Genomic DNA, 24,236 nt, shown 5'->3' on the forward strand with positions numbered 1-24,236 from the left:
TGATGATTTCTCAGAACGCCTGTATTTCTTAGGAAAATACAATGGAAATGAGAACTAGGCAGTATTCATATTGGGACTAGAGAAGCATACTTGGGAACAGGTGCTGACGACGACGAGAATATCGGTGCCAATCAAGTTAAGCGTTGCTCATATTAAAGGGAGGCTAGAAAAATGAAGAAAAGATTAACACAAGTAGGATCTGTTGTATTGCTTTCTGCCCTAGTCATTTCAGTAACCGCATGCGGCGATGATACGAGCAGTTCTAGCTCATCGGCAACGCCACAGTCAAGTGTGGAATCCCAGCCGCCCAAATTGACGAAATTAACGTATTGGGTAGCTAATCACTCCGCAGCCTCCGGTCAAATGAAAACGTACGCAGAAATGGGCATGTATAAGGAGCTCGAAAAAGCTACTGGGGTCAAGGTTGACTTCCAGCATCCACCGCTCGAGGTACCGCAAGCACAAGAGCAATTCAACCTCATGATTGCGACAAACGAACTTCCGGACGTCATTGAAGCGAGTTGGGGAGCAACAAGTGGTGCCGTTATCCGTTATCCAGGCGGACCGGAGAAAGCGATTTTAGATAAGAAAATCATTAAGCTGAACGATCTCATCGATAAATATGCTCCGAACCTGAAGAAGCTGCTTGCCGCTCATCCGGATTGGAAAAAGCAGATATCAACAGATGAAGGAAGCATCTATGCGTTCCCGTTCTTACGTGGTGATGATAAAGTCAGAGTGTTTTTTGGACCCTCGATCCGTCAAGATTGGTTGGATAAGTTAGGCCTCAAGATGCCGACGACCATCGACGAGTGGTATACCGTGCTGAAAGCTTTTAAAGAAAAAGATCCCAATGGCAATGGCAAAGCGGATGAGATTCCAATCTATCTGGATAAAAATTTATTCTCAACTGACGCTCCTTTCCTTGGCGCATGGGGCATTAACTACAGCTTCTATCAAGATGGCGGCACGGTCAAATACGGTCCGATTCAGCCTGAATATAAGGAATTTCTCGCAACCATGAACAAATGGTACAAGGAAGGCTTACTGGATAAGGATTTCGCAGCTCCGAACGATAAATTATTTGATAACAAAATGACGACCAACCTCATTGGTGCAACGGCGTCCTTCAATGGCGGGGGCATTGGGAAATATGCTGGTCTCATGAAGGATAAAGATCCCAAGTTCGATTTGGAAGCAGCTCCATATCCGGTATTGAAAGCTGGCGACAAAGCAATTTGGGGACAAAAGGATTTTGCCTATAACGGTGTTGGGGCAGCCATTTCGGCAGTGAACAAAAACCCAATCGAAACGGTGAAATGGCTCGATTACGCTTATGGGGAGAAGGGCGATCTGCTGTTCAACTATGGTGTGGAAGGTACGAGCTATAAGATGGAGAATGGCAAAGCAACCTTCTTACCAGAAATTTTGAACCCGCCAGCAGGAACAAGCATTCAACAATCGATTGCCAAATATAATCGTGCGACATGGAGTGCGCCTTTCGTGCTGAGCGATAACTTCCAAATGCAATATCTCGCGTTGCCACAGCAGAAGAAAGCCTTGGAAATTTGGTCGAAACCAACAGCTGAGCGCAAGATCCCGCTCGTCTCTCCAACGCAGGATGAAAGCAGCAAATTTGCTTCCATCGTAACGGACATTCAGACGTATCAAGACGAAATGCTGTTGAAATTCATCATGGGCGTGGAACCGATCGATAACTTTGATTCCTATGTCAAAAAGATTAAGAGCATGGGCATTGACGATGCGATCAAAATCCAGCAAGGAGCTTTGGAGCGTTTCAATAAACGCTAAGGCATGGTGTAACTGGGGATGAACGGGCGGTTAGGGTTTATCCCCTTTTTCTAATTAGAGACACTGAATGAAAGGGTAGGGGAAACGATGAGGCAAAGCCATGCACCTATAGAGGCCGTAGAGGCCATAAAGACAACGAAAACCTATCGCAATCCGACTGTTCTGGAAACCATACGTAGGGATTTGAAACGGCATTGGTCCATTTATGTCATGGCCATTCCTGTTATTGCGTATTATTTGATTTTTCATTATGGACCGATGTACGGATTGCAAATTGCGTTTAAAGATTTCTCCCCAGCGAAAGGGATTTTGGGAAGTCCATGGGTGGGCCTTAAACATTTCGAGAGCTTTTTTAACGGAATTTACTTCTGGCGATTAATCAAGAATACCATCTTAATTAACCTCTACGATTTGCTGTTCGGCTTCCCTGCAGCGATCGTTCTCGCGTTATTGCTCAACGAAATCCGCCATAGCGTGTTTAAAAGAGTCGTGCAGTCTATCTCCTATTTGCCGCATTTCATCTCGATTGTTGTAGTGGCGGGGATGATGATTGATTTTCTAAGCCGCAATGGACTCATAAATCAAATCCTAGGCAGCTTTGGCATTGATTCGATTGATTTCTTGCAAAAAGAAGGCTGGTTCCGCTTTCTTTTCGTTTCCTCTGGCATCTGGCAAGGCATTGGCTGGGGATCCATCGTGTATTTGGCGGCCATGTCTACCATTGATCCAACACTGTATGAAGCAGCTAGGATGGATGGCGCAAACCGCTGGAAGCAGACGCTGCATATTACGATTCCAGGCATTATGCCAACGATCGTTATTTTGTTTATTTTGCAAATGGGGAATATGCTGACGGTTGGCAGTGAAAAGGTGCTCCTGTTGTACAATCCACTGACCTACGGAACAGCAGACGTGATTTCGACCTATGTGTACCGCAAAGGGGTACTAGAAGCAAGTTATAGCTTTACAGCAGCTGTGGGTCTGTTCAACTCGGTGATCAGCTTTATTCTGATTGTAACGGCCAATAGCTTTGTTAAGCGGATTAGTGAGAACAAACTGTGGTAAGGAGATTTGCATATGAAACTAACCCGTGGAGAGCGTACATTCGGCTACTTCAACATATTATTCATGCTCATACTTTGCGCGGTCACCTTATATCCATTCTTGTATGTGGCACTTGCTTCGCTTAGTGATGCGACATCGCTGCTGCAGCAACGCGGTATTATGCTGGGGCCAGCAGGCTTTGATCTAGGCGCCTATAAAGCCGTTTTCGAGAACCCGATGATCGTGAAAGGGTATCAGAACACGCTAGTATACGTGTTTCTCGGTACGGCGATAAACCTACTTATGACAGCAATTGGTGCTTACGTATTGTCCAGGCCAAATCTCTATTTTAAAAATATCATCATGTTCTTTATTGTCGTGACCATGGTGTTCCATGGGGGGCTTATTCCGAGTTACCTGCTCGTGAACGATCTCGGCATGATGAATACCATGTGGGCTATTCTCATTCCAGGTGCGATCAACACGTTTAATATGATTATTATGCGTACTTCTTTTCAAGGCATCCCGGTCAGTTTGGAGGAATCCGCTAGAATGGATGGCGCAGGAGATTGGAAGATTCTATTCCGAATTGTCATCCCGCTTTCGATGCCGGTCATTGCCGTCATGATCTTGTGGTATGCCGTAGGGCATTGGAATTCCTACTTTAACGCGCTGATCTATCTGCGCAATAGGGAAGCCTACCCCCTCCAGTTAGTGCTCCGTGAAATTTTGATCTCCAACAATACGGATTCGATGATGTCAGGGGGAGGCGACGACAAATATGCCATCGGAGAAACCATCAAATATGCTGCAATCATGGTCTCGACGCTGCCAATCATCTGTTTGTATCCGTTTCTTCAGAAGTATTTTGTTCAAGGTGTGATGATTGGAGCCATTAAGGAATAGGTACGCTTAGTATCACCAGGATAGATAGACAGAAGGAGAGATACGTGTGAGAGGCGTTACATTCGAGAATGCTCCGAGCAGCTGGAATGAGGCTTTACCGATAGGCAATGGACATTTTGGTGGGATGGCGTATTTTGAGGACAACAAGCTGACACTAGCGCTGAATCATTATGAGGTTTATTATCAGAATCTCCATCGGTACAGTCAGAAGTATCGAAATGGGGAAGGACCTGATTTTACACGACAATATGGACGGACTTCTGATGAACTGAGCACATTGGCTACAAAAAGGTATCGTGATCCTGAGCAGGAATCTGTATTTCTATATGGGGATGCGTTATCTGACAATAGTATGTATAGAAAATATGGCAAATCCTCTGGTGGAACATCGCACTACCCAACTGGTGAGATAGGGCTCTTTCCTACGGAGAATCTGGCAGAACCTGATCATTACTCCCTTGGGCTTGATTTGGAAAAGGCCGTTATTCACTTGCGAGTGGAGAAGGACCTCGATCAGCTAGACGTGAAGACGAGAATCGCTCAGGATGGCGACTTGGTCATTACGGAAATCAAGCAGACAGCGTCATCCTTGTTGCAATCCGTTGCGATGTCCGTCCCACAAGGGAGATATGTGGATATGCAAGTGGCGTATCATGGTCTGGATGAGGAGACCTTCTACTACCAAGGCAGTTTTTATCCCGATGGTGAGGATAAGGACCAATATGAACCCTTCAGGTTCATCGTAATGATGAAGATGATTGGAGCCAAAGGCCGAATCGATAGTTCAACGGGTTCTCTCCGAATTGTACTTGAGGAAGCGGAGGAAAACATAACCTTGCTGGCAACAGTGGTGACGGAGGAGGAAACGAAGGATCTGCTTCTTACTGCTCAGAGGAGACTAAATGAAGCATCATCTCAAGTACAGGAGCGGATAGCCCATCATCAAGCACATTGGCGCAGCTTCTGGTCGCGTTCCTCCATCTCCTTGCCGGACAAAATGCTGGAGGATCTTTGGTATATCAATTTATATGCGATCGCTTGCTGCAGCGGAAAAGGCGGCAGGATGCGCGAGCAAGCATGCGGATTGAACGGACTATGGGATATTAAACAGCCGACCAAGTGGGGCAGCATGTGGTATTGGGATGTGAATATTCAAGCGGCGTTTTGGCCGCTTTATACGGCTAATCACCTCGAAGTTGCGGAAGTTTTCAATGAAGGACTGCTATCCTACGTTGATCTAGCATCACAGATGTCGAAGCAGTTTCATGGTCTGGAAGGCATTGCCGGAGATTATCCGCATGCGCTGTATGTCAGCATTTGGCCATGGTGTGCGCAGTTCCTGTGGGACTACTATCGATACAGTATGGACTATGAATTCCTTAAGGATAAGGCGTACCCGTTATTTAAGGGGATTGCACGTTTTTTCGAAGGCTATTTGCAGGTGAATCCGAAGTCAGGACTTTATGAGATATTTCCGGATATTTCGCCAGAACAGGGGCCGTTGACCCGAAACTCAACCTGCAGTCTATCGACAGTCAAATATGTGTTGAAAATAGCTGTTGAAGCGAATGCGTTACTTAGTGAAAATGAGGCCGATCAGCTGAAATGGAAACAATTGATTGATAAATTGGCGCCTTATCCAACGGCTGATTCCAAGCACTATGGGGATGTCCTGCGGGATTCTGAATGGGCACCGGTTGATTTGCATTTACGGCATCCTTCGCTGCTTATGCCGATTTATCCTATTGGAGAAATCAATAAGGACAGTGAGTTTACGTTGAAGAAAAAAGCAGAGAATACGCTTCGTTATGCGGAACATCAGACGGAATATGGCATGTTTCAGTTCGGGTGGCTTTCCTGTACTGCCTCAAGATTGGGCAAGGGCAATACGGCACTTAGACTGCTGTATGAGCAAGGCATTGACTTGTCACTCCGGTGCAATGGTCTGTTTGCAGAAGAAACCGAACGTTGGATGAACTACTGCAACATCACGAATGAACCCTTATACCATCCACACATGATGGAGGCATCGGGAGAAATGGTAGCTGCAGTGAACGAAATGCTGCTGCAGAGCTATCAAGGGGTGATCGAGGTGTTCCCAGCTTTGCCTTCAGGCGAGCCTGAACCGGAACGGACGATTGGTTTATATGACCATGTGGTAGAGACGAATGTAAAGCAATATGAGAAATGGAGTGATTGCTCCTTTCAGGGATTGCTGGCTGTAGGGGCATTCGAAGTGAGTGCAGAAAGGAATAACGGTCGCACGATTTGGGTCACGATTCGAAGTAAGGCAGGGAACAAGGTTGTTATGCGCAACCCATTTGAGGCAAATACACAAGCCGTAGTTACATGCAAAGTCGGTTCATCGTGGCGTGCCATGGATGCCGTTCAGGAAAATGAGCGCATTTCATTTGAGACAGAGCAGGGAGGGGAGTATGCCATATATCCGGTGTTGGCATCTTTCCAACCTGAGCTTTATGCAGCGGAGTCTACTAGCCTAACGGTGAAGAAGAATGATCCCTTGGTTCATGTAGCCCATACCCATCGGCGAGTTTTCCTCGGCAAAAACCGAGACACGCAGCACTATCGAATGCTGGACCATTTTACTTTCGATTATTACTCAGGCAATTCTCGTGAATCCAGATTGGCTGCCTATCGGCTTGATTTTGGTGTAGCCTCTCATGTTTTGGAGAAAGATTACACGAAAGTGTTGCCAAGACAGGTTCATATGGAGGGCGTTCTCGGTCAAACGTTTTGTAAAATAACGCCAGAAACCGTGTTTCAACCGTACACAGGGATCGGATGGGAAAGCAGAGATCAACTACATGCAATGGATCGTGAAGTACCTGACGAGCTGCGGAGGGACTTTATTGGCGGAACGTGTGATGCCACGTTTATCGTAGAGCTTCCGAAGGGACGTTATGATGTGCTATTCGTAACTGGGGATCAGAGGGAACCCTCCTATACGGAGATTGAGATCGTCCAGCACAGCAGATGGAAGCCCGAATTGGCATTGAAAGCCGGACAATTTGCCACAGAGATACTACCTATCACCCAGAGAAAGGACGGGTATGTGAGAATTAAATTTAACAGCTGCAACGGTATGGCGTGGCGAGTAAACGTGTTGATTATCAATAAAAATTACACGTACTTATAAAAGAAATTTCTGAAAGGGGGTGAGTTATTTCTGATGTAGGTCAAGTGGTTGTTGCGGGGCAAATATGAATATCATGGAGGTTACGGTATGCGTGTTCATAAGAAAGTGAAATTAACAAGATCACTTGCTATTCTGACATTGCTAACGGTTCAAGCAGTAGGGGGATTACAGACAGCTTCTGCTGCGACAGAGAAATTCCCAACGTATGTACAGAATACAGCCGTTCCAAGTCTCACATCGGGCAGAGCAGATATTGCTGGCTCTGCGTTCGTCGACAAAGACGGGGATTTTCACTGGATGTATTCACTAGCTGACTACTCAGCATCGGACAGCGGAGGTTCGTGGATTAAATACAATACAAATACGGACATGGGGGCTTTAAACACGAATTGGGGCACGACAACCATTTATAATTCGTATTGGAATCGACCGGGAACCTTCAATTATAAGATTGACGAAGCCTATGGTATCCCAACGCCATACCAGGATGATCATAATGATGGGATCGGCGTCTGGATAGATCCGGATACAGGATACTGGTATGCATTGATCAATGATGAGTATCAATTCTCACCATTTGCGACGAATAACCCGACGAACAATGAGCGGATTGCCACGGGCATCCACAACAATCGGGTTCTATCCACCTACTCGACAGACAAAGGACTTACTTGGCAGTTAATTGGGCAGGTTGCCACTTCACCATGGAACGATAGCAATGAAGCCGCAACCAGTACGAACTTTCCTGGCACGACTTGGTCATATGGTGTGGCAGGCACTCGTTTTTTTGTCGATAATGTCAATGGTTACTTCTATGCTCTCTACAACAATCACATTAATTGGAAACCTGGCTACAGCAACATTCTTACTTACTTCAGTCTGGCCCGCTCTCCAATCTCTGCCAAAATGGCGGAAGGCTCTTGGGATGTATGGTATAACGGTACTTGGACCCGATCCGCACTGAAAGGCTATGCAGGTTGGATTGGTAGTCCAATGGGGGCTGGTAGTGATCATAATCTGACCGTCAATTATACACCAGCTACAGACAGTCTGACTTTAACAGGTACGGGCATGGACGGTTCCGCCTTAAATATCACCTATACGAAGCTAACAAGCAGTGGAGATTTCACCTTCCAAGATCTCGCAGGCAACACTTATACGGCCAATAAGACCAATGGAACAATTAAAAATGCGAGCGGTACCAGCATTCCTTCAGTCTCCTACTCAGATCCAGCACTGGATGCTACAATAACCGTTTATATTAAAAACAGCCAAGTTTGGATTGACCAAGAAAACAACTCCACAGGATACCTGACTTCCATTCAAGCCGGATCAAGCGGCAATGCCGTATTCAAAAATACGGCGACGCAGCGATTGTTCCTTCCAGTCAATACACAATACCAAAATGCCTTCTCCTATAATGCCTATAGTGACAAATACCGCTCCGTCGGCTATGACGGGTACGTTTACGAGACGGATGATTTAGGTAAACCAGACACATTCAAAGTGGTAGGTAAACTTCCATCGACGGTAGGGAGCTATTTGTCTCAACTCGACACAGGCAGTCTGACTAATCAACAAGTGAGCGGGTATTCCTTCCGAACAATTTCCGATTTATCGGGTTCTCAGAAAAATTATACGACAGCGGTACCTACTGCAGGACAGTCGTACTATTCAGCATATAACCCACCAAAAGATCAGAATGGTACGGCGATTTCGACGTCTGCAGCTTATACCATCGCCATAGGCGGAAATACTCTCCAAGATGGAACCGCTGGGCAGTGGCAATTCGTTCCTGTTCCTGATGAATTTGATGCTTCCAAGAACAGCGGGTTTTATCGCTTACAGAACATCTCCACAGGTAAGTATTTGAAGGTGGCCGGGTCAACGGCGCCAGCAACGCGGGCGATGGGTGCAACGGTGATTACTGGTGCAGCCGATGCCAATGCCAATCCGAGCGGAAATGGTGGTAATGGCGCTGCAAGCGGCAGTGATCAATGGTATCTTTTGCCTATCGGAAATGCAACACCAGCCTATCTCACACCATCTTCCTCTGCCTCCACGATCGCAGCGGCAACGAATACAAGTCTGAATGGCCTAACGTCTTATCGACTGGTTAACCGAGCAAGTGCACTTGGTGTCGAGTTTACTTCAGGTCAAGCACATATACAGAGTATGAAGTTTGGGTCAAGTAACCCACAAGCGATGACCATTACCCCAGTAGCCTCAAATCCGAATGTACCAGCGACGCCAACGGGTGTACTTGCGACATCAGCCTCGATGTCTCAGATTAACGTCAGCTGGAATAATGTCACAGGCGCTACCGGATATGACCTGATCGTTGATGGCACATTGGTAAGCAACGTAAGCAGCCCCTATACACATACAGGACTTTCGGCAGGTTCCACACACACGTACACGGTAAGGGCGAAGAATAGCCAAGGTTCAAGTATGTGGAGTTCATCTGTCAGTGCGACTACAGGTACAGGCATTGTTTCACAAGGCAAGACAACGACGGCAAGCTCCTTTCAAACCGGTAATGAGGTAAGCAATGCCAATGACGGAAACACGACATCTACCCGATGGGCAGCCGTTACAAATACGAATCCGCAGTGGTGGAAGGTTGATCTAGGCAGCTCCATGCCGATTTCCAAGCTTGAAAGCTACTGGTACAACAGCTCGTCCTATCCTAGATCCTACCAGTATAAAATAGAAGGAAGTAATGATGATGTGACGTATACAACGATCCTTGACCGGAGTAGTAATACAACACAAGGTTTAACGACAGATACATTCAATGCCACTTACAGGTATGTCAGGGTTACCGTAACAGGCTCCAGTTACAGCGGTGGAAGCGCTTCTGCTTATGAATTCAGAGTATTTGAAGGCACAAACCCAACAGGGCAAGTTGTTTCACAGAGCAAGACAACGACGGCAAGCTCCGTCCAAACTGGTTATGATGTAAGCAATGCCAACGATGGAAACACAACGACAACTCGGTGGGCAGCTGTCACCAACACGTATCCGCAGTGGTGGAAAGTCGATCTAGGCAGCAGCATGGCGCTTACGAAGCTTGAAAGCTACTGGTACAACAGCACAACTTATCCAAGATCGTACGCGTACAAAATTGAAGGCAGCCATGACGATGTGACCTATACAACCATCCTTGATCGAACAAGTAATACGACGCCAGGGTTGACCACAGATACCTTTAGCGGCACTTACAGATATGTCAAAGTTACCGTCATAGGCTCTACTTACACTGGTGGCAGTGCTTCGGCCTATGAGTTCAAGGTGTATAATTAATAAAGCTGCATTCCCGACACGAACGAATTGAAAAGAAGAGGCTGTCTCAAGAGTCAATTTTGACTATTTGAAATAGCCTCTTTTTACGTTAATGACCGATGAGTAATAAACCTGCCTTTCCACATGTAACTGGATTTTCTCCATCTATTTGAAGTGGAATTCTCGAATTTGGAGGATTCGCAGCGCTTAGGCTGTCGGTAGTTCGGCCACATAACGAAGTGCGTCATACAGATCAAATTGTGATCTATACGATTCACTGCTCATGCACCGCTTGATGTCGGATCTAGGTGATGCCTTCATTCCCTTATTGTTTTATTCACCTCCCCCTATTCCATGTAATTTCAATCATAGGCAGAAAAACCACCTCAAAAAAAGGTCGAAATATTCGGATTGTAGTGTGATTTCCTTGTATTTGGTAGACGAAATCCACGTGAGATGCTACAAGGATAATAAAGAGGTGTAGGATTCATGTTTAAGAAGGGTCTTTGGTATATCCGTTCAGGATAGGAAGTGGGTTGGAAAAATTTTCTTCAAGCGTGGTTGTTGAGGTGATATAATAAAATGAAACCATGGTTTTATTTTCAGGGAGGAGGTGGATGGATGCAAGTGAAGGGTAGTTTAGTTGTTCAGAACGGTACACTAATTACGGCTAACAGGTTAATCCCAAATGGGGTTGTTCTAATTGAAAGGGGCTTAATTACCGATTTCGGGGAAGCGGGGGAGGTAGAGGTGCCAGCTGACCTACCTGTCGTGGATGCGAAAGGCGCCTACATTGCTCCAGGCTTCGTCGATATTCACTGTCATGGCGGCGGTGGGGTATGGTCGTGGGAACATCCCAATGCGTTTGCGTTTGCGCATTTGAAACATGGGACAACAGCCATCTTACCTACATTTACTTACAATGAAAGTCGGGAACAGGTACGAGATGGGCTCCAGACGATTCTAGAGGCCATGGATTCAAGGGAGCCTTTCGCCAACGCAATAGTCGGTATCCATATGGAAGGGCCGTATATTAATAAAAAATATGGTGCCATCACCTCGCCAATCCGACCCGTTGATCCGGTTGAATACCAGGAAATTTTGCGAGTAGCTGGCGACCGCATCAAGGTATGGACACTCGCTCCGGAGCTGGAAGGACAGGAAGCCTTCGTGAACGAGGCAGCGAAATATCAGATTTCGTTATCTGTCGGTCATTCCGAGGCTACTGCGGAAGAGATTTTCCGGTTTGTCCCTCAAGGTCTTCGCATTGGCTGTCACTGTACGAACGCATCGGGTACGACACCTTCTCCGTCTAGATATGGTGGAACACGCGAAGTGGGTGTCGACGAAGCTGTCCTCGTGCATGACGACATCTATGCGGAAGTCATTCCGGATTCAGAAGGCGTTCATGTGCGTCCCTTGATGTTGAAACTGATTCACAAAACCAAAGGAACAGACCGTGTGATTATCATTACGGACGCCATGCCTGAAGCTGGCGTGGACAATGGAAATGGTTCGGATTTGAATTGGAACCATCTCGGACATTTGGCGGGTAGTCGCCTAACGATGGATAAGGCTGTTCGCAATATGATGAGACATGCAGAAGTAGATTTCGTGGATGCGTTCCGCATGGCCTCGCTAAATCCAGCTAAAGTCATTCATATGGATGATCGGATGGGGAGCATTGAGCGAGGCAAACTGGCGAACCTGATCCTTATAGATGGAGAAATAAACATACAACAGGTGATTTTGCAAGGCCAACTCGTGAGCTAATAAAATGAAAGTCGGCATGCAGCTATTTCTGAGAAATAGTTGAGAAAAAATGGTAGTCATATCCTCGGGTGATTTGATATAATTCAAATAAATGAAACCAAGGTTTTATTTAATGAAACCTAAAGGCGGTGCAGTTGTGAGATTAGATGCATGGCAGGAAACGCTGGATACCCCATCAATTGTCATTGATCTCGATCGATTGGAGGCTAATTTGAAACGAACGGCTGAATTAGCTGCCACAGCGGGCGTCCGATTAAGACCACATACGAAAACGCATAAGAGCATTTGGATCGCGCAAGAGCAGCTTCGACATGGGGCTTCTGGCATTACGGTTGCGAAGCTTGGTGAAGCTGAGGTCATGGCGGAAGGCGGCATGGATGATATTTTAATCGCTTACCCGATCGTCGGGCGATTGAAGCTCGAACGCTTGGCACGGCTGCTGCAGCGAATCCAAGTGTCTGTCAGCGTGGATAGCTACGAGGTGGCCAAGGGATTGTCGGATCTCGGTGAGCATTTGAAGCTGCGTGTGCCACTTTACGTAGATGTGAATAGCGGTTTGAACCGCTGTGGGAAGGAACCTGGTGAAGAAACAGCGGAGCTGGCGCTGGCGATAGCGAAGCTGCCGGGTATTCGACTGGCTGCACTAATGACCCATGCGGGTCAAGCGTACAGCAAGAGTCGTGCCGACGATTGCTTGGAGGTAGCGCTAGCCGAAGCAGAAGCACTCTTGGAATCGCAGCGCGTGCTGCGACGCTTGGGCGTAGATGTGCCGGACATTAGCGTCGGCTCGACACCGACTTCGAAGTTTATCAGCGCACTCGCTGGTTTAGGCGTAACGGAGATGCGACCTGGCGCGTACGTTTTCGGCGATGGTTCGCAGTTATACACGGGCCTTATCGAAGAAGAGGAATGTGCGATGAGTATCTATGCCACAGTCGTCAGTACACCGAGGCCGGGAACAGTGATCATTGATTCCGGCTCGAAGACGCTATCGAATGACAGCAGTGCTCATCGCAGAGGCTTTGGCATCATCCCAGAGCTGCCTGACATTTATGTCGAGCGCCTTAGTGAAGAGCATGGAATTTTATCCGTCCCAGAAGAAATTACGCTGCAAGTTGGCGACACAGTAGCCATTATCCCCAATCATTGCTGCGCCGTAACGAATCTGCATGATCGGCTGCTCGGCATGCGGAATGGGCAGATTGAGCGAATCATTACCGTCGATGCAAGAGGGAAAGTTACCTAGCTGGCCTATCTACACCTTACCTATAAAGGAGATTGATACGCATGTCACAACAAATTCATACGAACCTGGCACCAGAATTTCCTCTTCCTTTCTCTCAAGCGCTCCGCGCTGGCGATTTCGTTTATGTTTCGGGTCAAGTCGGCGTAGATCCCACAACGCGTGAAGTCGTCGGAGAAACGATCGAAGAACAAACCATACAATGTTTACGTAATATTGAAACAATCCTCACAGCAGCCGGACTTTCCCTCGATCATATTGTCAAAATTAATGCCTTCGTGTCCAGACAAGAAGATTTTCCAAACTACAATAAAGCGTATGAAAGTATCATGAAGCGGCCCTTTCCTACTAGAACCTCAATTGGTTGTAACATTGGAAGCTATTTAATAGAAATTGATGCAATTGCATACGCGGGTTCCATTCGCGGAGAGAGCAACTAATATGAGCAGCCATCAACTTCGGATTGCGGTGGCTGGCATTTTACATGAAACGAATACATTTGCTCCCGGATTTACCCACATTGGACATTTCCGAGAGCAGTGGACGGTCGGAGGCGAGGCATTCACCGCAAGGTACGCAGGAACTCGAACGTCGATGGGTGGTGTTATCGCGGCAGCCGAGATGCAAGGCATCGCGTTGGTTCCTGGCTTGTATGTCGCGGCAACCCCAAGCGGCATGGTCGATGCGGCGACAGGCGACGCGTTGATCGAAGCACTTGTCGAATCCCTCGACAGTCAAACGGACGGGCTCGTGTTAATCATGCATGGCGCCATGGTGTCGGAGCAGTACCTTGACTATGAGGGTGAATGCCTTCGTCGTCTGCGTGCTAGGTTCGGTGCGGATTTCCCAATCGCAATGACCCTCGACCTTCATGGCAATATAAGCCAAGAGATGGTTCAACAGTCAGATCTGATTGTTGGATACGATACGTACCCGCATGTGGATATGTATGAACGGGCTATCGAGGCCTTCGGTTTACTTATTCGAACAATCCGTGGGGAAATCCGCCCGGTAAGAGCACTCGCTCATACGGGAATGCTTGTTGTTCCGCAGGGCATGATGACAGAGGAAGGCAGCATGAAAGCATTGATGGAGCGTGCGTTTAGCATGGAGCTTCAGCTCGATGTGCTGAACGTGACCGTGGCTGGTGGCTTTCCATACAGTGATGTGCCGGATGCAGGGATGTCATTTGTGGTGACGACAAATGATAATGCGGAGCTAGCTGAGCGTTGTGCGGCGGAACTTGCGCAGATGGCCACCCACGACAAGGCAGCATTTAATGTTTCCTATGTCACACCGCGTAAGGCGATAGATGAGGCATTGGCACAGCCAGAAGGACCGGTTATCTTATCGGAAGGTTCGGATAATGTTGGCGGTGGTGCCCCAGCAGATGCTACGCATCTCCTTGCGGAACTAACGACGGTACCACGCAAAGCGTTGATCGTGATTCGCGATCAGGAAGCGGTGGAAACCGCATGGCGAATGGGTGTCGGAGGTGCATTTGCAGGTGAAATCGGGGGCAAAAGCGATATCTTGCACGGCAAGCCTGTAGCGGTGAATGGACGGATTCGGCTGTTATTTGATGGTCATTACCGACATGTGGGACCGTATATGACAGGTCAACAGGCCGAAATGGGGAAGACGGCTGTCCTCGAATGCGGACAACTGACCATCATTTTGACTGAGAAGCGGGTAGCTCCTTGGGATGTGGGCCATGTGCGCTCAGTCGGGTTATGGCCTGGCGATTATCATATCATTGTTGCCAAATCGGCGCTCGCCTGGCAGACGGCGTTTGGGACGTTTGCGAAACATATCATCAACGTTGATTCACCGGGCTGCTGCAACGCTAATCTTATGCATTTTCCATATAACCATGTACGTCGGCCCTTGTATCCATTGGATGCGGAGCCACAACCGAGATTCGGATTGTATGTGACACCTTAGACTTTTGTTGACGAAACCACTCTCCGAAGACATCAGAATGAGGAGGCGTTCCCCTATGAAGAATGTTGAGAAGTCGAGGCATAAATACACCGAATCGAAGGCCTATTTGGCTGGTGGGGTCGCGAGCTCCTTAAGAAGTGCTATGAAGCCCACCCCCTTGTTTGCATCCAAAGGATCGGGTCCACGCATCTGGGATGTAGACGGCAATGCCTATATTGATTATTTGCTTGGCTACGGTCCATTAATCTTGGGTCATGCGCATGAAGCAACCACGGAGAGCGTCTATGCAGCGATGAAACGTGGGATTACATACGGACTTCAGCACGAGGGAGAAATTGAAGTAGCACGAAAGCTAACCGAGATTTTACCCTGTGCAGATAAAGTGGCATTAAGCGGTTCAGGCACGGAAGCGGTCATGCTGGCGCTTCGCTTAGCACGAGCATATACCGGTAAACGCAAGATTGTACGTTTTCATGGTCATTATCATGGGTGGTCGGATACGATTTTCACGGCATTCCCAAGCTCGGATATGCGTCAGTCCGATACAACTGCACCAGGCTCTCCTGTGGATCAAACCATATTACCAGGTACGAGTGGACAGAGTGAGATTGCGCTTGAAGATATTATCCTTTTACCGTGGAACGACTCTGCAGCGCTGGAGACAGCTTTACGTGACCATCACGATGATATCGCTGCCGTTATTTCAGAGCCAGTGATGTGTAATTCTGGCTGCGTGCTCCCGAAACCGGGCTATCTGGAGCAGATGCGCAACCTAACGAGTGAATTGAACATCGTCATGATTCTCGATGAAGTGATTACCGGATTTAGGCTTAGCCTGAGTGGTGCTCATGGCAAGTTCGGCTTGAAGCCTGATCTGGTAACGATCGGGAAAGCGTTAGGAGGAGGGATTGCCGTAAGCGCGGTCGCTGGCTCTCACGACATCATGGCGCTAATTGAGAACGGAACGGTGAGCCACCTCGGTACATTGAACGGAAATGGTGTTGCGACCGCGGCTGCCTTGGCAACTATTGCTGAGCTTTCCAAAGACGAGGGTGCGGTTTATACGAAAATGACAAAGAACGCTGATCTGCTGGTTGAAGGAATTCGCCGCTTACTCGCCAAGCACAGCCTTCCAGGTATCATCAACCAGATTGGTCCGGTATTTCATATGATGTTTACGCAGGAGCCCAAAGTGGAAGATTTTGCTGCTTTCACGAAGCGGGATGCTGCGAAGTACTCCGAATTTTCAGGTAAAATGTTGGAGGAAGGCGTGCTCGTCAGGTCGAACGGACTGTGGTATTTATCGGCTGTGCATGGGGAGAAAGAGATTGAAGAAACGCTGGCAGCGGTCGATCGAGCGCTAGCGCATCTATAAGGGGGACATCACATGAGGCTGAAAGACTCTATTGCTCTCATTACTGGCGGCTCAACAGGCATAGGTAAAGCGACGGCTGTCAGGTTCGCTGCAGAAGGCGCCAAGGTCGCAATTACTGGCCGAGATAAAGCAGCGCTGCAAGCAACGGCTGAGGAAATTGCGGCCCAGAACGGCGAGGTCATTTGGATTGACGGAGACGTACAGCTGAAATCGGACGTCAATCGCATGCTCGATGCCGTACTGAGTCAATGGGGCACCATAGATATACTGGTTAACAATGCCGGTATTTGCAGCCCGGCTGCTTTCCTTGACATCGAGGAATCGGAGTGGGATAGACACATGGCAATTAATTTGAAGGGAACCTTTCTTGTTGGGCAAGCGGTTGCTAAAGTGCTGGTTGCACAGGGAAAAGGCGGTTCCATTATTAATATGTCCAGTGTGAACGGCTTGGCTGCGGAAGGTGATCAAGCCCATTATAACGCAACGAAAGGCGGCATTAACTTGCTCACGATGTCGATGGCGCTTGAGCTAGCACCGCTTGGTATTCGCGTCAACGCACTGTGCCCAGGATTTATCGAGACACGGCTCACGAAGCCTTTGATCGACAATCCTACTGCTTTTGCGCCTTATTTACGAACGATACCCATGGGTCGTGCCGGCGTCCCAGAGGAAATCGCAGATGTTGCCCTTTTTATGGCGACGAATGATTCGCGCTACATGACAGGCCACTGCCTCGTCGTAGATGGCGGTCAACTCATCAAGCTATCTTGACAAAGGAGAACATATGAAATTATGAGCAAGGATACAGGAGAGAAACAAGAACGCTATACGATTCAATCGATTGACAAAGCGTTGGATTTACTGGAGTTGTTGGCCGAACATGGTTCCCTCAATTTATTGGAATTAACGGATTTGCTGGATCAGCCCAAATCTTCGACCTACCGGATCGTGTTAACGCTCGAGAATCGAGGATTCATCAGCAGAGATGACGAGAACGGTAAATACTGTCTTGGTTATAAACAATTGATGTTGACGCGAGGCATGTTAGAAAGAAATACGCTGCGATCAGCTGCGCTTCACGAAATGAAGAAGCTTTCTGAGATGTATGGCGACACGATTAATTTGGGTGTGCTCTTGGAGGGCGAAGTGCTGTACGTCGAAATTCTGGAAAGCACACAGCCACTTCGGATGACCGATACAGTGGGATCCAAATCACCTTTCCACGCGACAGCGATGGGAAAAGCGATGGCTGCTTTTTTACCAGAAGAGAAGGTGAAAGAACTGATTATGCTTCAAGGATTGCCTGCACTAACCAAAAATACGATTGTTTCAGAAAAGCAATTTCAACTAAAGCTGCAGCAGGTTCGTGAGCAAGGTTTTGCTTTGGATGATCAAGAAATTGTGGAAGGCGCACGTTGCTTAGCCGCACCGATATTCAACATGTACGGAAACGTAGAGGGCGCAGTTAGTATGTCAGGTGCTATGCATCGGTTTGCAGATGAGGTCATTCCTGAAATGGCCGAAAGTATGAAAGCAGCAGCGAATCGGATTTCTCAAAAGCTAGGATATCCATCTGTGAGTTGAGAGGAGAATTCACATGCAACCATTGCGCATCGCTGTGCTCGGTATGGTGGATGGGAACGGGCATCCTTACTCCTGGAGCGCCATGTTTAACAACTATGACAAGGAAATCATGGCCGAGTGCCCATATCCTGCCATCCCGGGCTATTTAGCAAAAGAACCCGAAGATAAGCTTCGAATTCCCGGAGCGAATGTCACTCATATATGGACAGATGATCCTGCAGACGCCATTCATGTGGCGAAAGCAGCACGAATTCCCAATGTCGTAAGTCGACCAGAGGATGTCATCGGGCATGTGGATGCTGTGTTGATCACGACAGATAAAGGGTATGAGCATGTGGAGCGCTGCCGCCCGTTTGTCGAGGCAGGACTGCCTATATTTGTCGATAAACCGCTGGTCGATAATGAGACTGATTTGAAGCAGTTCCAGCGATGGGTACGAGATGGCGCCAGAATCATGTCTTCCAGTTGCATGCGCTACTGTAAGGAGTTCATGCCATATCGTACGTCCATTTATTCGTTAGGACAGCTCCGCTTCTCGAGCATCACCACGTGTAAAAGCTGGGAACGCTATGGGATACATGCGCTGGAATCCATCTACCCGATACTTGGACCAGGCTTTATCTCGGCTCAGAACACTGGCACGAAGGAGCGGAATATTGTTCTATTCAAGCATGGTATTCATGGTGATGTCGCCGTCATAGCGATTGAAGATATGTACGGATCCCACGGCATGCTTCAGTTGTGTGGCACGAGTGCAAGCGCAGCGGTTAGTTTTCAAGATACGTTCTATTCCTTCAAGTCACAGCTTGAAGCCTTTATCTCCTACCTTCGAACGGGGGAGAGACCGTTTCCTTTTAGTGAAACCGAAGAGTTAATGCGTATGGTGATTGCCGGCATTCGAAGCCGAGAAGAGAACGGAAGAGTTGTCTTGCTAGAGGAGATTGCTGCAGATTGATGCGGCGGACCATAACGTTAAGGAGGACAAAAGGAATGGCTACCAACTTTACTATGCGCCCGAGTCGTGTCTTGCGCAAGCTCCGCGCTGGGGAAACAGCAATTGCACTGAAACTGAATCTTGCCGATCCGCGCATTACGGAAATGGCTGCTAGAATCTCTGGAGTGGACTGCTTATGGACGGACATGGAGCATGTTCCGAATGATTTCTCTGTCATTGAAAAGCAAATCTGGGCGGCAAAAGCGTATGATGTGGATGTTCTTGTACGCGTAGCTAGAGGTAGTTATAGTGATCTGATTCGTCCGCTTGAGATGGATGCAGCGGGGATCATGATTCCTCATGTGATGAATTTGGCGGATGCCAAGCAGATTATTCATCAAACGAAGTTTTACCCGATCGGCCGTCGTCCGCTGGATGGCGGAAATGCAGATGGCGCCTTTTGCAATTTGGAGCTGGATGCCTACATGGCTCAGGCGAATGATCAACGCTTCAATGTGCTGCAAATCGAAGATCCCGAGCCGCTTTCCGAGCTGGAGGAAATCATTGCTTTGCCTGGCCTGGATATGATCTTCTTCGGTCCGGGAGATTTCAGTCAAGGAATTGGTGCTCCTGGTAAGTGGGATCATCCGATGCTTGTTGAAACGCGTAAATCCGTGGCACGACTGGCACAAAAGCACGGGAAATTTGCTGGCACCGTTGGCAGCACAAGCAATCTGGCAGATTTAACGGCGATGGGCTATAACTTTGTTAGCGTGGGGGCCGATGTCGTAGGCATGGGTCAATATTTAAGTGGAATTGCTTCAAGTCTTAATCGCAGCGCTGGAGCTGGTACGGACTCCGTGTACGGCTCGACCAAAAATTGAGGGAGGCCGCCACATGTATACGGAGTTGTTCTCTTTACAGCATAAAAGTGTCATTATAACTGGCGGCTCTGGTTATCTCGGTTCCGCATTGACGGAAGCGCTGTTAGCATTTGGCGCTGACGTTACGCTGGCGGATTTAACCTTCCGCACGAACCCGGTACTGGACGCTGCACGGCAAGAAGGTCGATTACGGAACGTCGTGTGCGATGTCGCCGAGACCGAATCCATTAAGGCGATGTTTCAGTCCCATAAAGAAGCCAGCGGTCGCCTCGATGTATTGGTCAACTGTGCCAATTATGGAGCGGGCTATGGCAAAGAGGCAGAGCTTGAATTCATGACGGACGAAGTGTGGCAGAAGGGGGTGGATGGGGCGTCGGGTACGACGTTTCGTTGTATACGGGAAGCAATCCCATGTATGCGAGAAAGCGGCGGTGGATCCATCATCAACTTTGCCTCGATGTACGGTGTAGTATCCCCAGATCCTTCTATATATGGCGATAGCGGTGCGAACAACCCGCCGAATTATGGCGCGGGCAAGGCTGGCGTCGTCCAGCTTACCCGGTACTGTGCCGCTCATTTAGCTAAGTACGGCATTCGCTGCAATAGCGTTTCGCCGGGACCTTTTCCCAACATGATGACAGGTCAAAACGAACAATTCCTTGCGAACTTGAATGCCAAGACCATGCTCGGCCGCGTGGGGAAACCAGAGGAAATGGTGGGTGCGGTCGTCTTGCTCGCTTCTGACGCTTCCAGCTATATGACCGGCACGAATCTTATGGTAGATGGCGGATGGACGGCTTGGTAACGTTCATAGCAGCGTGAACTGATAGGAGGAATTTCAAGTGAATAAGAATGTGATGACTAGTTTCTCACTTACTGGTAAGACGGTGCTAATTACCGGAGGAGCAGGACTGTACGGCACGCAAATTGCGATTGCCTGCGCACAAGCAGGAGGAAACGTTTATGTAACTTCTCGTGACGAATCACGACTCAATGATATTGAGGAGAGTTTCAAGAGAGACGGCTACAAGGTGCATGCTTTACAATTTGATCAAGAAGATTTGGACACTATCGCTTCCATCCGAGCTAAGTTGGAAGATCGAGAAGGCAAATGCGATGTGCTTATCAACAATGCTGTCGCTCGTACCATGTCACACTATAACGATCCACTTGAAAGATTTGCCAAAAGTATGGCCGTAAACGCAACAGGCTTGTTTGAAATTACCCGTGTCATTGGCGATTGGATGGCCGAGAAAGAAAGAGGCTCGATTCTGAACATCGGTTCAATACAAGGCATGGTTGGACCTGACCATACCCTGTATGAAGGACTGCCATTAAACGGGTTTATCCCCGACTACTTCTTCCACAAAGGCGGTATGGTCAATTTCACCAAATTTATCGCCAGTTATTATGGGCCACGCCAAGTCAGGTGCAATTGCATTTCACCAGGAGGCTTTCAAACGGAGAAGAATCTCCCTGAATTTGTTGAACGATATAATGACAGAACAATGCTGGGACGAATGGCTAAGTCGGATGATATCTGGGGACCTATTGTATTCCTTGCTTCGGATGCTTCCCTATACGTGACAGGTACGAACATTCCGGTGGACGGAGGCTACACAGCGAAGTAAACGGAAGGAAACGAACGGCATCGATATGAGGTGCCGTTTTCATGTTTTCGTAGTTAAGTTTCCTACCTCATCTCAAAAGATATTGGGTGTTATTGCCTCTTATTTATTTTGTATAATAGAAAGAAGTGATAGATGGGGGGATGCTGGATATGAGAAGTTTTTCGAATGGTTTTAAGATGTTTCATGATTTAAAACTGGTGAAGAAACTATGGTTATCGTTTTCCCTTGTGACACTTATCGCGCTCAGCATCTTTGCGATGTTGTCATCAACGTATATCAAACGATTCATGACAGACAGGGAAGGCAATGCGATGCTGCAAAAAATCGAGTATTTTACAGGCAGCATGAACAGTTACTTCCAGAGTATTGAGAAATCATCACAGCTGTTAGTCTACAATGAAAATATTCAAGACCCCCTGAGCGGCAATGCAGCGAATTTGAACGGAATTCCTCGTATTCAGGCTTACAATTATATCTATGACCAGTTAAGGCAGTTATCCGACCGGTTTTATGGCATTGAAGCCATATATCTCGTGGATAAGTATCAGAATGTTTATGACAGCGGCGTTGGGATGAATTTTACCCCCAGTTATTTGGTCAGCGATGAGTTCATAGGCCAAGGCTGGTATGACAGAATGGCAAACAATAAGAGCAGCAATTCCCTCTGGTCCTTCATCAAGTGGCGTGATAAGCAAACGTCCATCGTGATGTTCAAAACCATTTACGATAAAAACAATTTACAAATCCTCGGTTATCTTATTATTTCGATTTCCCCAACGATTCTCGACAATTACTTGGCTTCATCGAATTTGGACGAAGGTACGAACAGCATCATCGATTCAAATGGTTATATTTTTTCTGCAGGGACCGGAGAAAGCATCCCTCCCATTGATGTTTCCAATCTAACTGGAATGAAAGGGCATTACACCCAAGTACCTAGCAACATTGTCGTTGCTTATTCGAAGCACGCTTTGACCAATTGGACATTTGTACATTCGATTCCTCAGAACTTATTGCTCAAGGATCTTAAGAATATTAACAATTTGTGGATAGCTTTTCTCGGAGGATCACTCGCGCTGATGGTCGTCGTATCGGTTTTTATTTCAAGGACGATTTCGATGCCGCTGCGCAAAATGATTCGAATGCTGCGAAATGTCGAGCAAGGCAATCTGAATTTGAAATTTCATCCTTTATATAAAGATGAGCTTGGTGATATGGGGAGGGCGTTCAATCACATGATCGACAAGGTCCGAGAGGGCGAGCCGATCATGCGGGAGAAATTGGTCCGTTCCTTGCTTGAAGGAAGTTTGACGGAATCCGAAGCGCTGCGTTTCGAAGAACGACTCGGTTTCCGACTGGGCAGCGCCTCGTTCCGGGTGGTGCTTCTACATCTGCATCGCCGGTATGAGAAGGAAGAATTAGATAAGCTCGAATCGATTATTCATGAATTCGAAGAGGGTCATGAGATGATCAGTATCTATTTATCCGATGAGCAGTATTGCTTGATCTTCAATGGTGTTGTTAATGAATCTTTGAATAAAATCAATGAGCTGATGGCCGTGCTGAAAGAACGGCTTGATCTGCAAATGTATGCTTTCGTAGGCAACGAATACGAGCAGTTGAACCTGATTAAAACCTCATTTGAAGAAGCCAAAACATTGTTAAATTACTTGGTTGGGGAGCGAATGGACAACCAGACGAGCATTTATTTCGTTGGCGATTCTTGGAAATCGCAATATCCGGAAGCTTTTGAAAATAAGCTCCTCTACTATATGGAAGAACGGGATATCGACAACTGTGCCGCTGTGATGGAGGAATTGATTGTTTACGCTAGAGCAAGCCAACTCGTTCCACATGTTCTCTATGCATTAATGGCAGCCCTATACAATCACTTGTATAAGTTATTGATCAAGTCAGGGCATTCCGCAGTGTTGGACAAAAATTGGTTCGGTGATGTGCAAGAGAAGCTGCTATCTCAACCCTTAGAAAAGAATGGACGGCAATTTATCGCGCTTCTTAGAGACCATTTAGGCATGAATGAACAACAAGAGAAGAAGCAAAGTAGGAACATTATCAAATCCTTGCAGATTATTCACGAACAATATAGTGATGTCGGACTTGGCATTGACTCGGTTGTCGAGCAGGTTGGATTGAATGCGAATTATTTTAGCCAATTGTTTAAGAAAGAGGTTGGCGTTGGTTTTACAGATTATGTGTGCCAAGTACGAATGGAACATGCTAAGCGATTGTTGATGGAGCCGGGAAACAAAATCAAGAATGTGGCTGGACAGGTCGGCTTTACGGATCCGCATTATTTCAGTATTTGGTTCAAGGAGAACACGGGACTGTCTCCGTCGCAATTTCGCAAGCAGCTTTTAGGGCAGATTGGATGAAAGTAGAACTTGGTTTTTTATAGAAATAGGTTAAATTCTTTATGTTTATGCAGAAGACTAACGAATTCCACGTCTTTCTAACTATTTTCACCTACTCAGAGGGTAGCAAGGCATGCTAATTTGGTGGTAGGTTACGTTAACAATTTGTTTACAACAGACTCAGGTGGGTTCACAAAGAAGAAATGATGGGTTGCAAACAATCGATAGAAGAAGGAGGGTTCGGATTTAAAACGTATACAACGTAACGCACCAATATCTGCCGCATATGGCA

General features: G+C 47.3%; 17 protein-coding genes. All 17 read left to right on the forward strand.

Annotation, left to right across the window (positions count from 1 at the left end; translation table 11 throughout):
- Positions 1-171: 171 nt before the first annotated feature.
- The 17 genes from ASL11_RS22455 to ASL11_RS22535 all read left to right on the forward strand — a co-directional run bounded on the left by ASL11_RS22455 (position 172) and on the right by ASL11_RS22535 (position 23,965).
- Complete coding sequence (locus ASL11_RS22455; RefSeq protein WP_056619953.1) at positions 172-1,812, forward strand: hypothetical protein; 1,641 nt, start codon at positions 172-174, stop codon at positions 1,810-1,812.
- Between the two features lie 87 nt (positions 1,813-1,899).
- Complete coding sequence (locus tag ASL11_RS22460) at positions 1,900-2,877, forward strand: ABC transporter permease (protein ID WP_082595694.1); 978 nt, start codon at positions 1,900-1,902, stop codon at positions 2,875-2,877.
- 12 nt (positions 2,878-2,889) lie between these two features.
- The gene (locus ASL11_RS22465) at positions 2,890-3,762 is read left to right on the forward strand and encodes a carbohydrate ABC transporter permease (RefSeq protein ID WP_056619957.1); all 873 of its coding nucleotides are present in this window, start codon (positions 2,890-2,892) and stop codon (positions 3,760-3,762) included.
- 46 nt (positions 3,763-3,808) lie between these two features.
- Entirely contained in the window at positions 3,809-6,919 is a 3,111-nt protein-coding gene (locus ASL11_RS22470; RefSeq protein ID WP_056619958.1) for a glycosyl hydrolase family 95 catalytic domain-containing protein, read from the forward strand.
- 87 nt (positions 6,920-7,006) lie between these two features.
- Complete coding sequence (locus ASL11_RS22475; RefSeq protein ID WP_056619959.1) at positions 7,007-10,225, forward strand: discoidin domain-containing protein; 3,219 nt, start codon at positions 7,007-7,009, stop codon at positions 10,223-10,225.
- Positions 10,226-10,825: 600 nt separating this feature from the next.
- Positions 10,826-11,977 (forward strand): N-acetylglucosamine-6-phosphate deacetylase, encoded by a 1,152-nt coding sequence (locus tag ASL11_RS22480; protein WP_056619961.1) that lies wholly within the window; start codon positions 10,826-10,828, stop codon positions 11,975-11,977.
- Between the two features lie 136 nt (positions 11,978-12,113).
- Positions 12,114-13,223, forward strand: a complete 1,110-nt coding sequence (locus ASL11_RS22485) for an alanine racemase (RefSeq protein WP_162261668.1) — start codon at positions 12,114-12,116, stop codon at positions 13,221-13,223.
- A gap of 41 nt (positions 13,224-13,264) precedes the next feature.
- Entirely contained in the window at positions 13,265-13,660 is a 396-nt protein-coding gene (locus tag ASL11_RS22490; protein ID WP_056619966.1) for a RidA family protein, read from the forward strand.
- Position 13,661: 1 nt separating this feature from the next.
- Positions 13,662-15,164: a M81 family metallopeptidase gene (locus tag ASL11_RS22495; RefSeq protein WP_056619968.1), complete on the forward strand. Its 1,503-nt coding sequence runs from the start codon at positions 13,662-13,664 to the stop codon at positions 15,162-15,164.
- A 55-nt stretch (positions 15,165-15,219) separates the two neighbouring features.
- Positions 15,220-16,539 (forward strand): aspartate aminotransferase family protein, encoded by a 1,320-nt coding sequence (locus ASL11_RS22500; RefSeq protein WP_056619971.1) that lies wholly within the window; start codon positions 15,220-15,222, stop codon positions 16,537-16,539.
- Positions 16,540-16,551: 12 nt separating this feature from the next.
- The gene (locus tag ASL11_RS22505; protein ID WP_056619975.1) at positions 16,552-17,310 is read left to right on the forward strand and encodes an SDR family NAD(P)-dependent oxidoreductase; all 759 of its coding nucleotides are present in this window, start codon (positions 16,552-16,554) and stop codon (positions 17,308-17,310) included.
- Positions 17,311-17,331: 21 nt separating this feature from the next.
- On the forward strand, positions 17,332-18,123 hold the full coding sequence (locus ASL11_RS22510; protein ID WP_056619977.1) for an IclR family transcriptional regulator: 792 nt from the start codon (positions 17,332-17,334) through the stop codon (positions 18,121-18,123).
- Positions 18,124-18,136: 13 nt separating this feature from the next.
- Entirely contained in the window at positions 18,137-19,078 is a 942-nt protein-coding gene (locus tag ASL11_RS22515; protein WP_056619980.1) for a Gfo/Idh/MocA family oxidoreductase, read from the forward strand.
- 35 nt (positions 19,079-19,113) lie between these two features.
- Positions 19,114-19,941, forward strand: coding sequence for an HpcH/HpaI aldolase family protein (locus ASL11_RS22520; protein ID WP_056619983.1), 828 nt, complete (start codon positions 19,114-19,116; stop codon positions 19,939-19,941).
- Positions 19,942-19,954: 13 nt separating this feature from the next.
- Positions 19,955-20,746: an SDR family oxidoreductase gene (locus ASL11_RS22525; protein WP_056619986.1), complete on the forward strand. Its 792-nt coding sequence runs from the start codon at positions 19,955-19,957 to the stop codon at positions 20,744-20,746.
- A gap of 37 nt (positions 20,747-20,783) precedes the next feature.
- The gene (locus ASL11_RS22530) at positions 20,784-21,572 is read left to right on the forward strand and encodes an SDR family NAD(P)-dependent oxidoreductase (RefSeq protein WP_200962467.1); all 789 of its coding nucleotides are present in this window, start codon (positions 20,784-20,786) and stop codon (positions 21,570-21,572) included.
- A 149-nt stretch (positions 21,573-21,721) separates the two neighbouring features.
- A complete protein-coding gene (locus ASL11_RS22535; protein WP_056619989.1) occupies positions 21,722-23,965 on the forward strand; it encodes a helix-turn-helix domain-containing protein in 2,244 nt (747 codons plus the stop codon).
- Positions 23,966-24,236: the final 271 nt, after the last annotated feature.

The organism is Paenibacillus sp. Soil750 (genome assembly GCF_001428045.1).
In the GTDB taxonomy this organism is placed as follows: Bacteria; Bacillota; Bacilli; order Paenibacillales; family NBRC-103111; genus Paenibacillus_E; species Paenibacillus_E allorhizoplanae.

Excerpts from the sequence above, each read along its gene's own strand:
- ASL11_RS22455 (WP_056619953.1), top strand. The coding sequence starts at position 172 with ATGAAGAAAAGATTAACACAAGTAGGATCTGTTGTATTGCTTTCTGCC.
- ASL11_RS22460 (WP_082595694.1), top strand. The coding sequence starts at position 1,900 with ATGAGGCAAAGCCATGCACCTATAGAGGCCGTAGAGGCCATAAAGACA.
- ASL11_RS22465 (WP_056619957.1), top strand. The coding sequence starts at position 2,890 with ATGAAACTAACCCGTGGAGAGCGTACATTCGGCTACTTCAACATATTA.
- ASL11_RS22475 (WP_056619959.1), top strand. The coding sequence starts at position 7,007 with ATGCGTGTTCATAAGAAAGTGAAATTAACAAGATCACTTGCTATTCTG.
- ASL11_RS22480 (WP_056619961.1), top strand. The coding sequence starts at position 10,826 with ATGCAAGTGAAGGGTAGTTTAGTTGTTCAGAACGGTACACTAATTACG.
- ASL11_RS22490 (WP_056619966.1), top strand. The coding sequence starts at position 13,265 with ATGTCACAACAAATTCATACGAACCTGGCACCAGAATTTCCTCTTCCT.
- ASL11_RS22495 (WP_056619968.1), top strand. The coding sequence starts at position 13,662 with ATGAGCAGCCATCAACTTCGGATTGCGGTGGCTGGCATTTTACATGAA.
- ASL11_RS22500 (WP_056619971.1), top strand. The coding sequence starts at position 15,220 with ATGAAGAATGTTGAGAAGTCGAGGCATAAATACACCGAATCGAAGGCC.
- ASL11_RS22505 (WP_056619975.1), top strand. The coding sequence starts at position 16,552 with ATGAGGCTGAAAGACTCTATTGCTCTCATTACTGGCGGCTCAACAGGC.
- ASL11_RS22510 (WP_056619977.1), top strand. The coding sequence starts at position 17,332 with ATGAGCAAGGATACAGGAGAGAAACAAGAACGCTATACGATTCAATCG.
- ASL11_RS22515 (WP_056619980.1), top strand. The coding sequence starts at position 18,137 with ATGCAACCATTGCGCATCGCTGTGCTCGGTATGGTGGATGGGAACGGG.
- ASL11_RS22520 (WP_056619983.1), top strand. The coding sequence starts at position 19,114 with ATGGCTACCAACTTTACTATGCGCCCGAGTCGTGTCTTGCGCAAGCTC.
- ASL11_RS22525 (WP_056619986.1), top strand. The coding sequence starts at position 19,955 with ATGTATACGGAGTTGTTCTCTTTACAGCATAAAAGTGTCATTATAACT.
- ASL11_RS22535 (WP_056619989.1), top strand. The coding sequence starts at position 21,722 with ATGAGAAGTTTTTCGAATGGTTTTAAGATGTTTCATGATTTAAAACTG.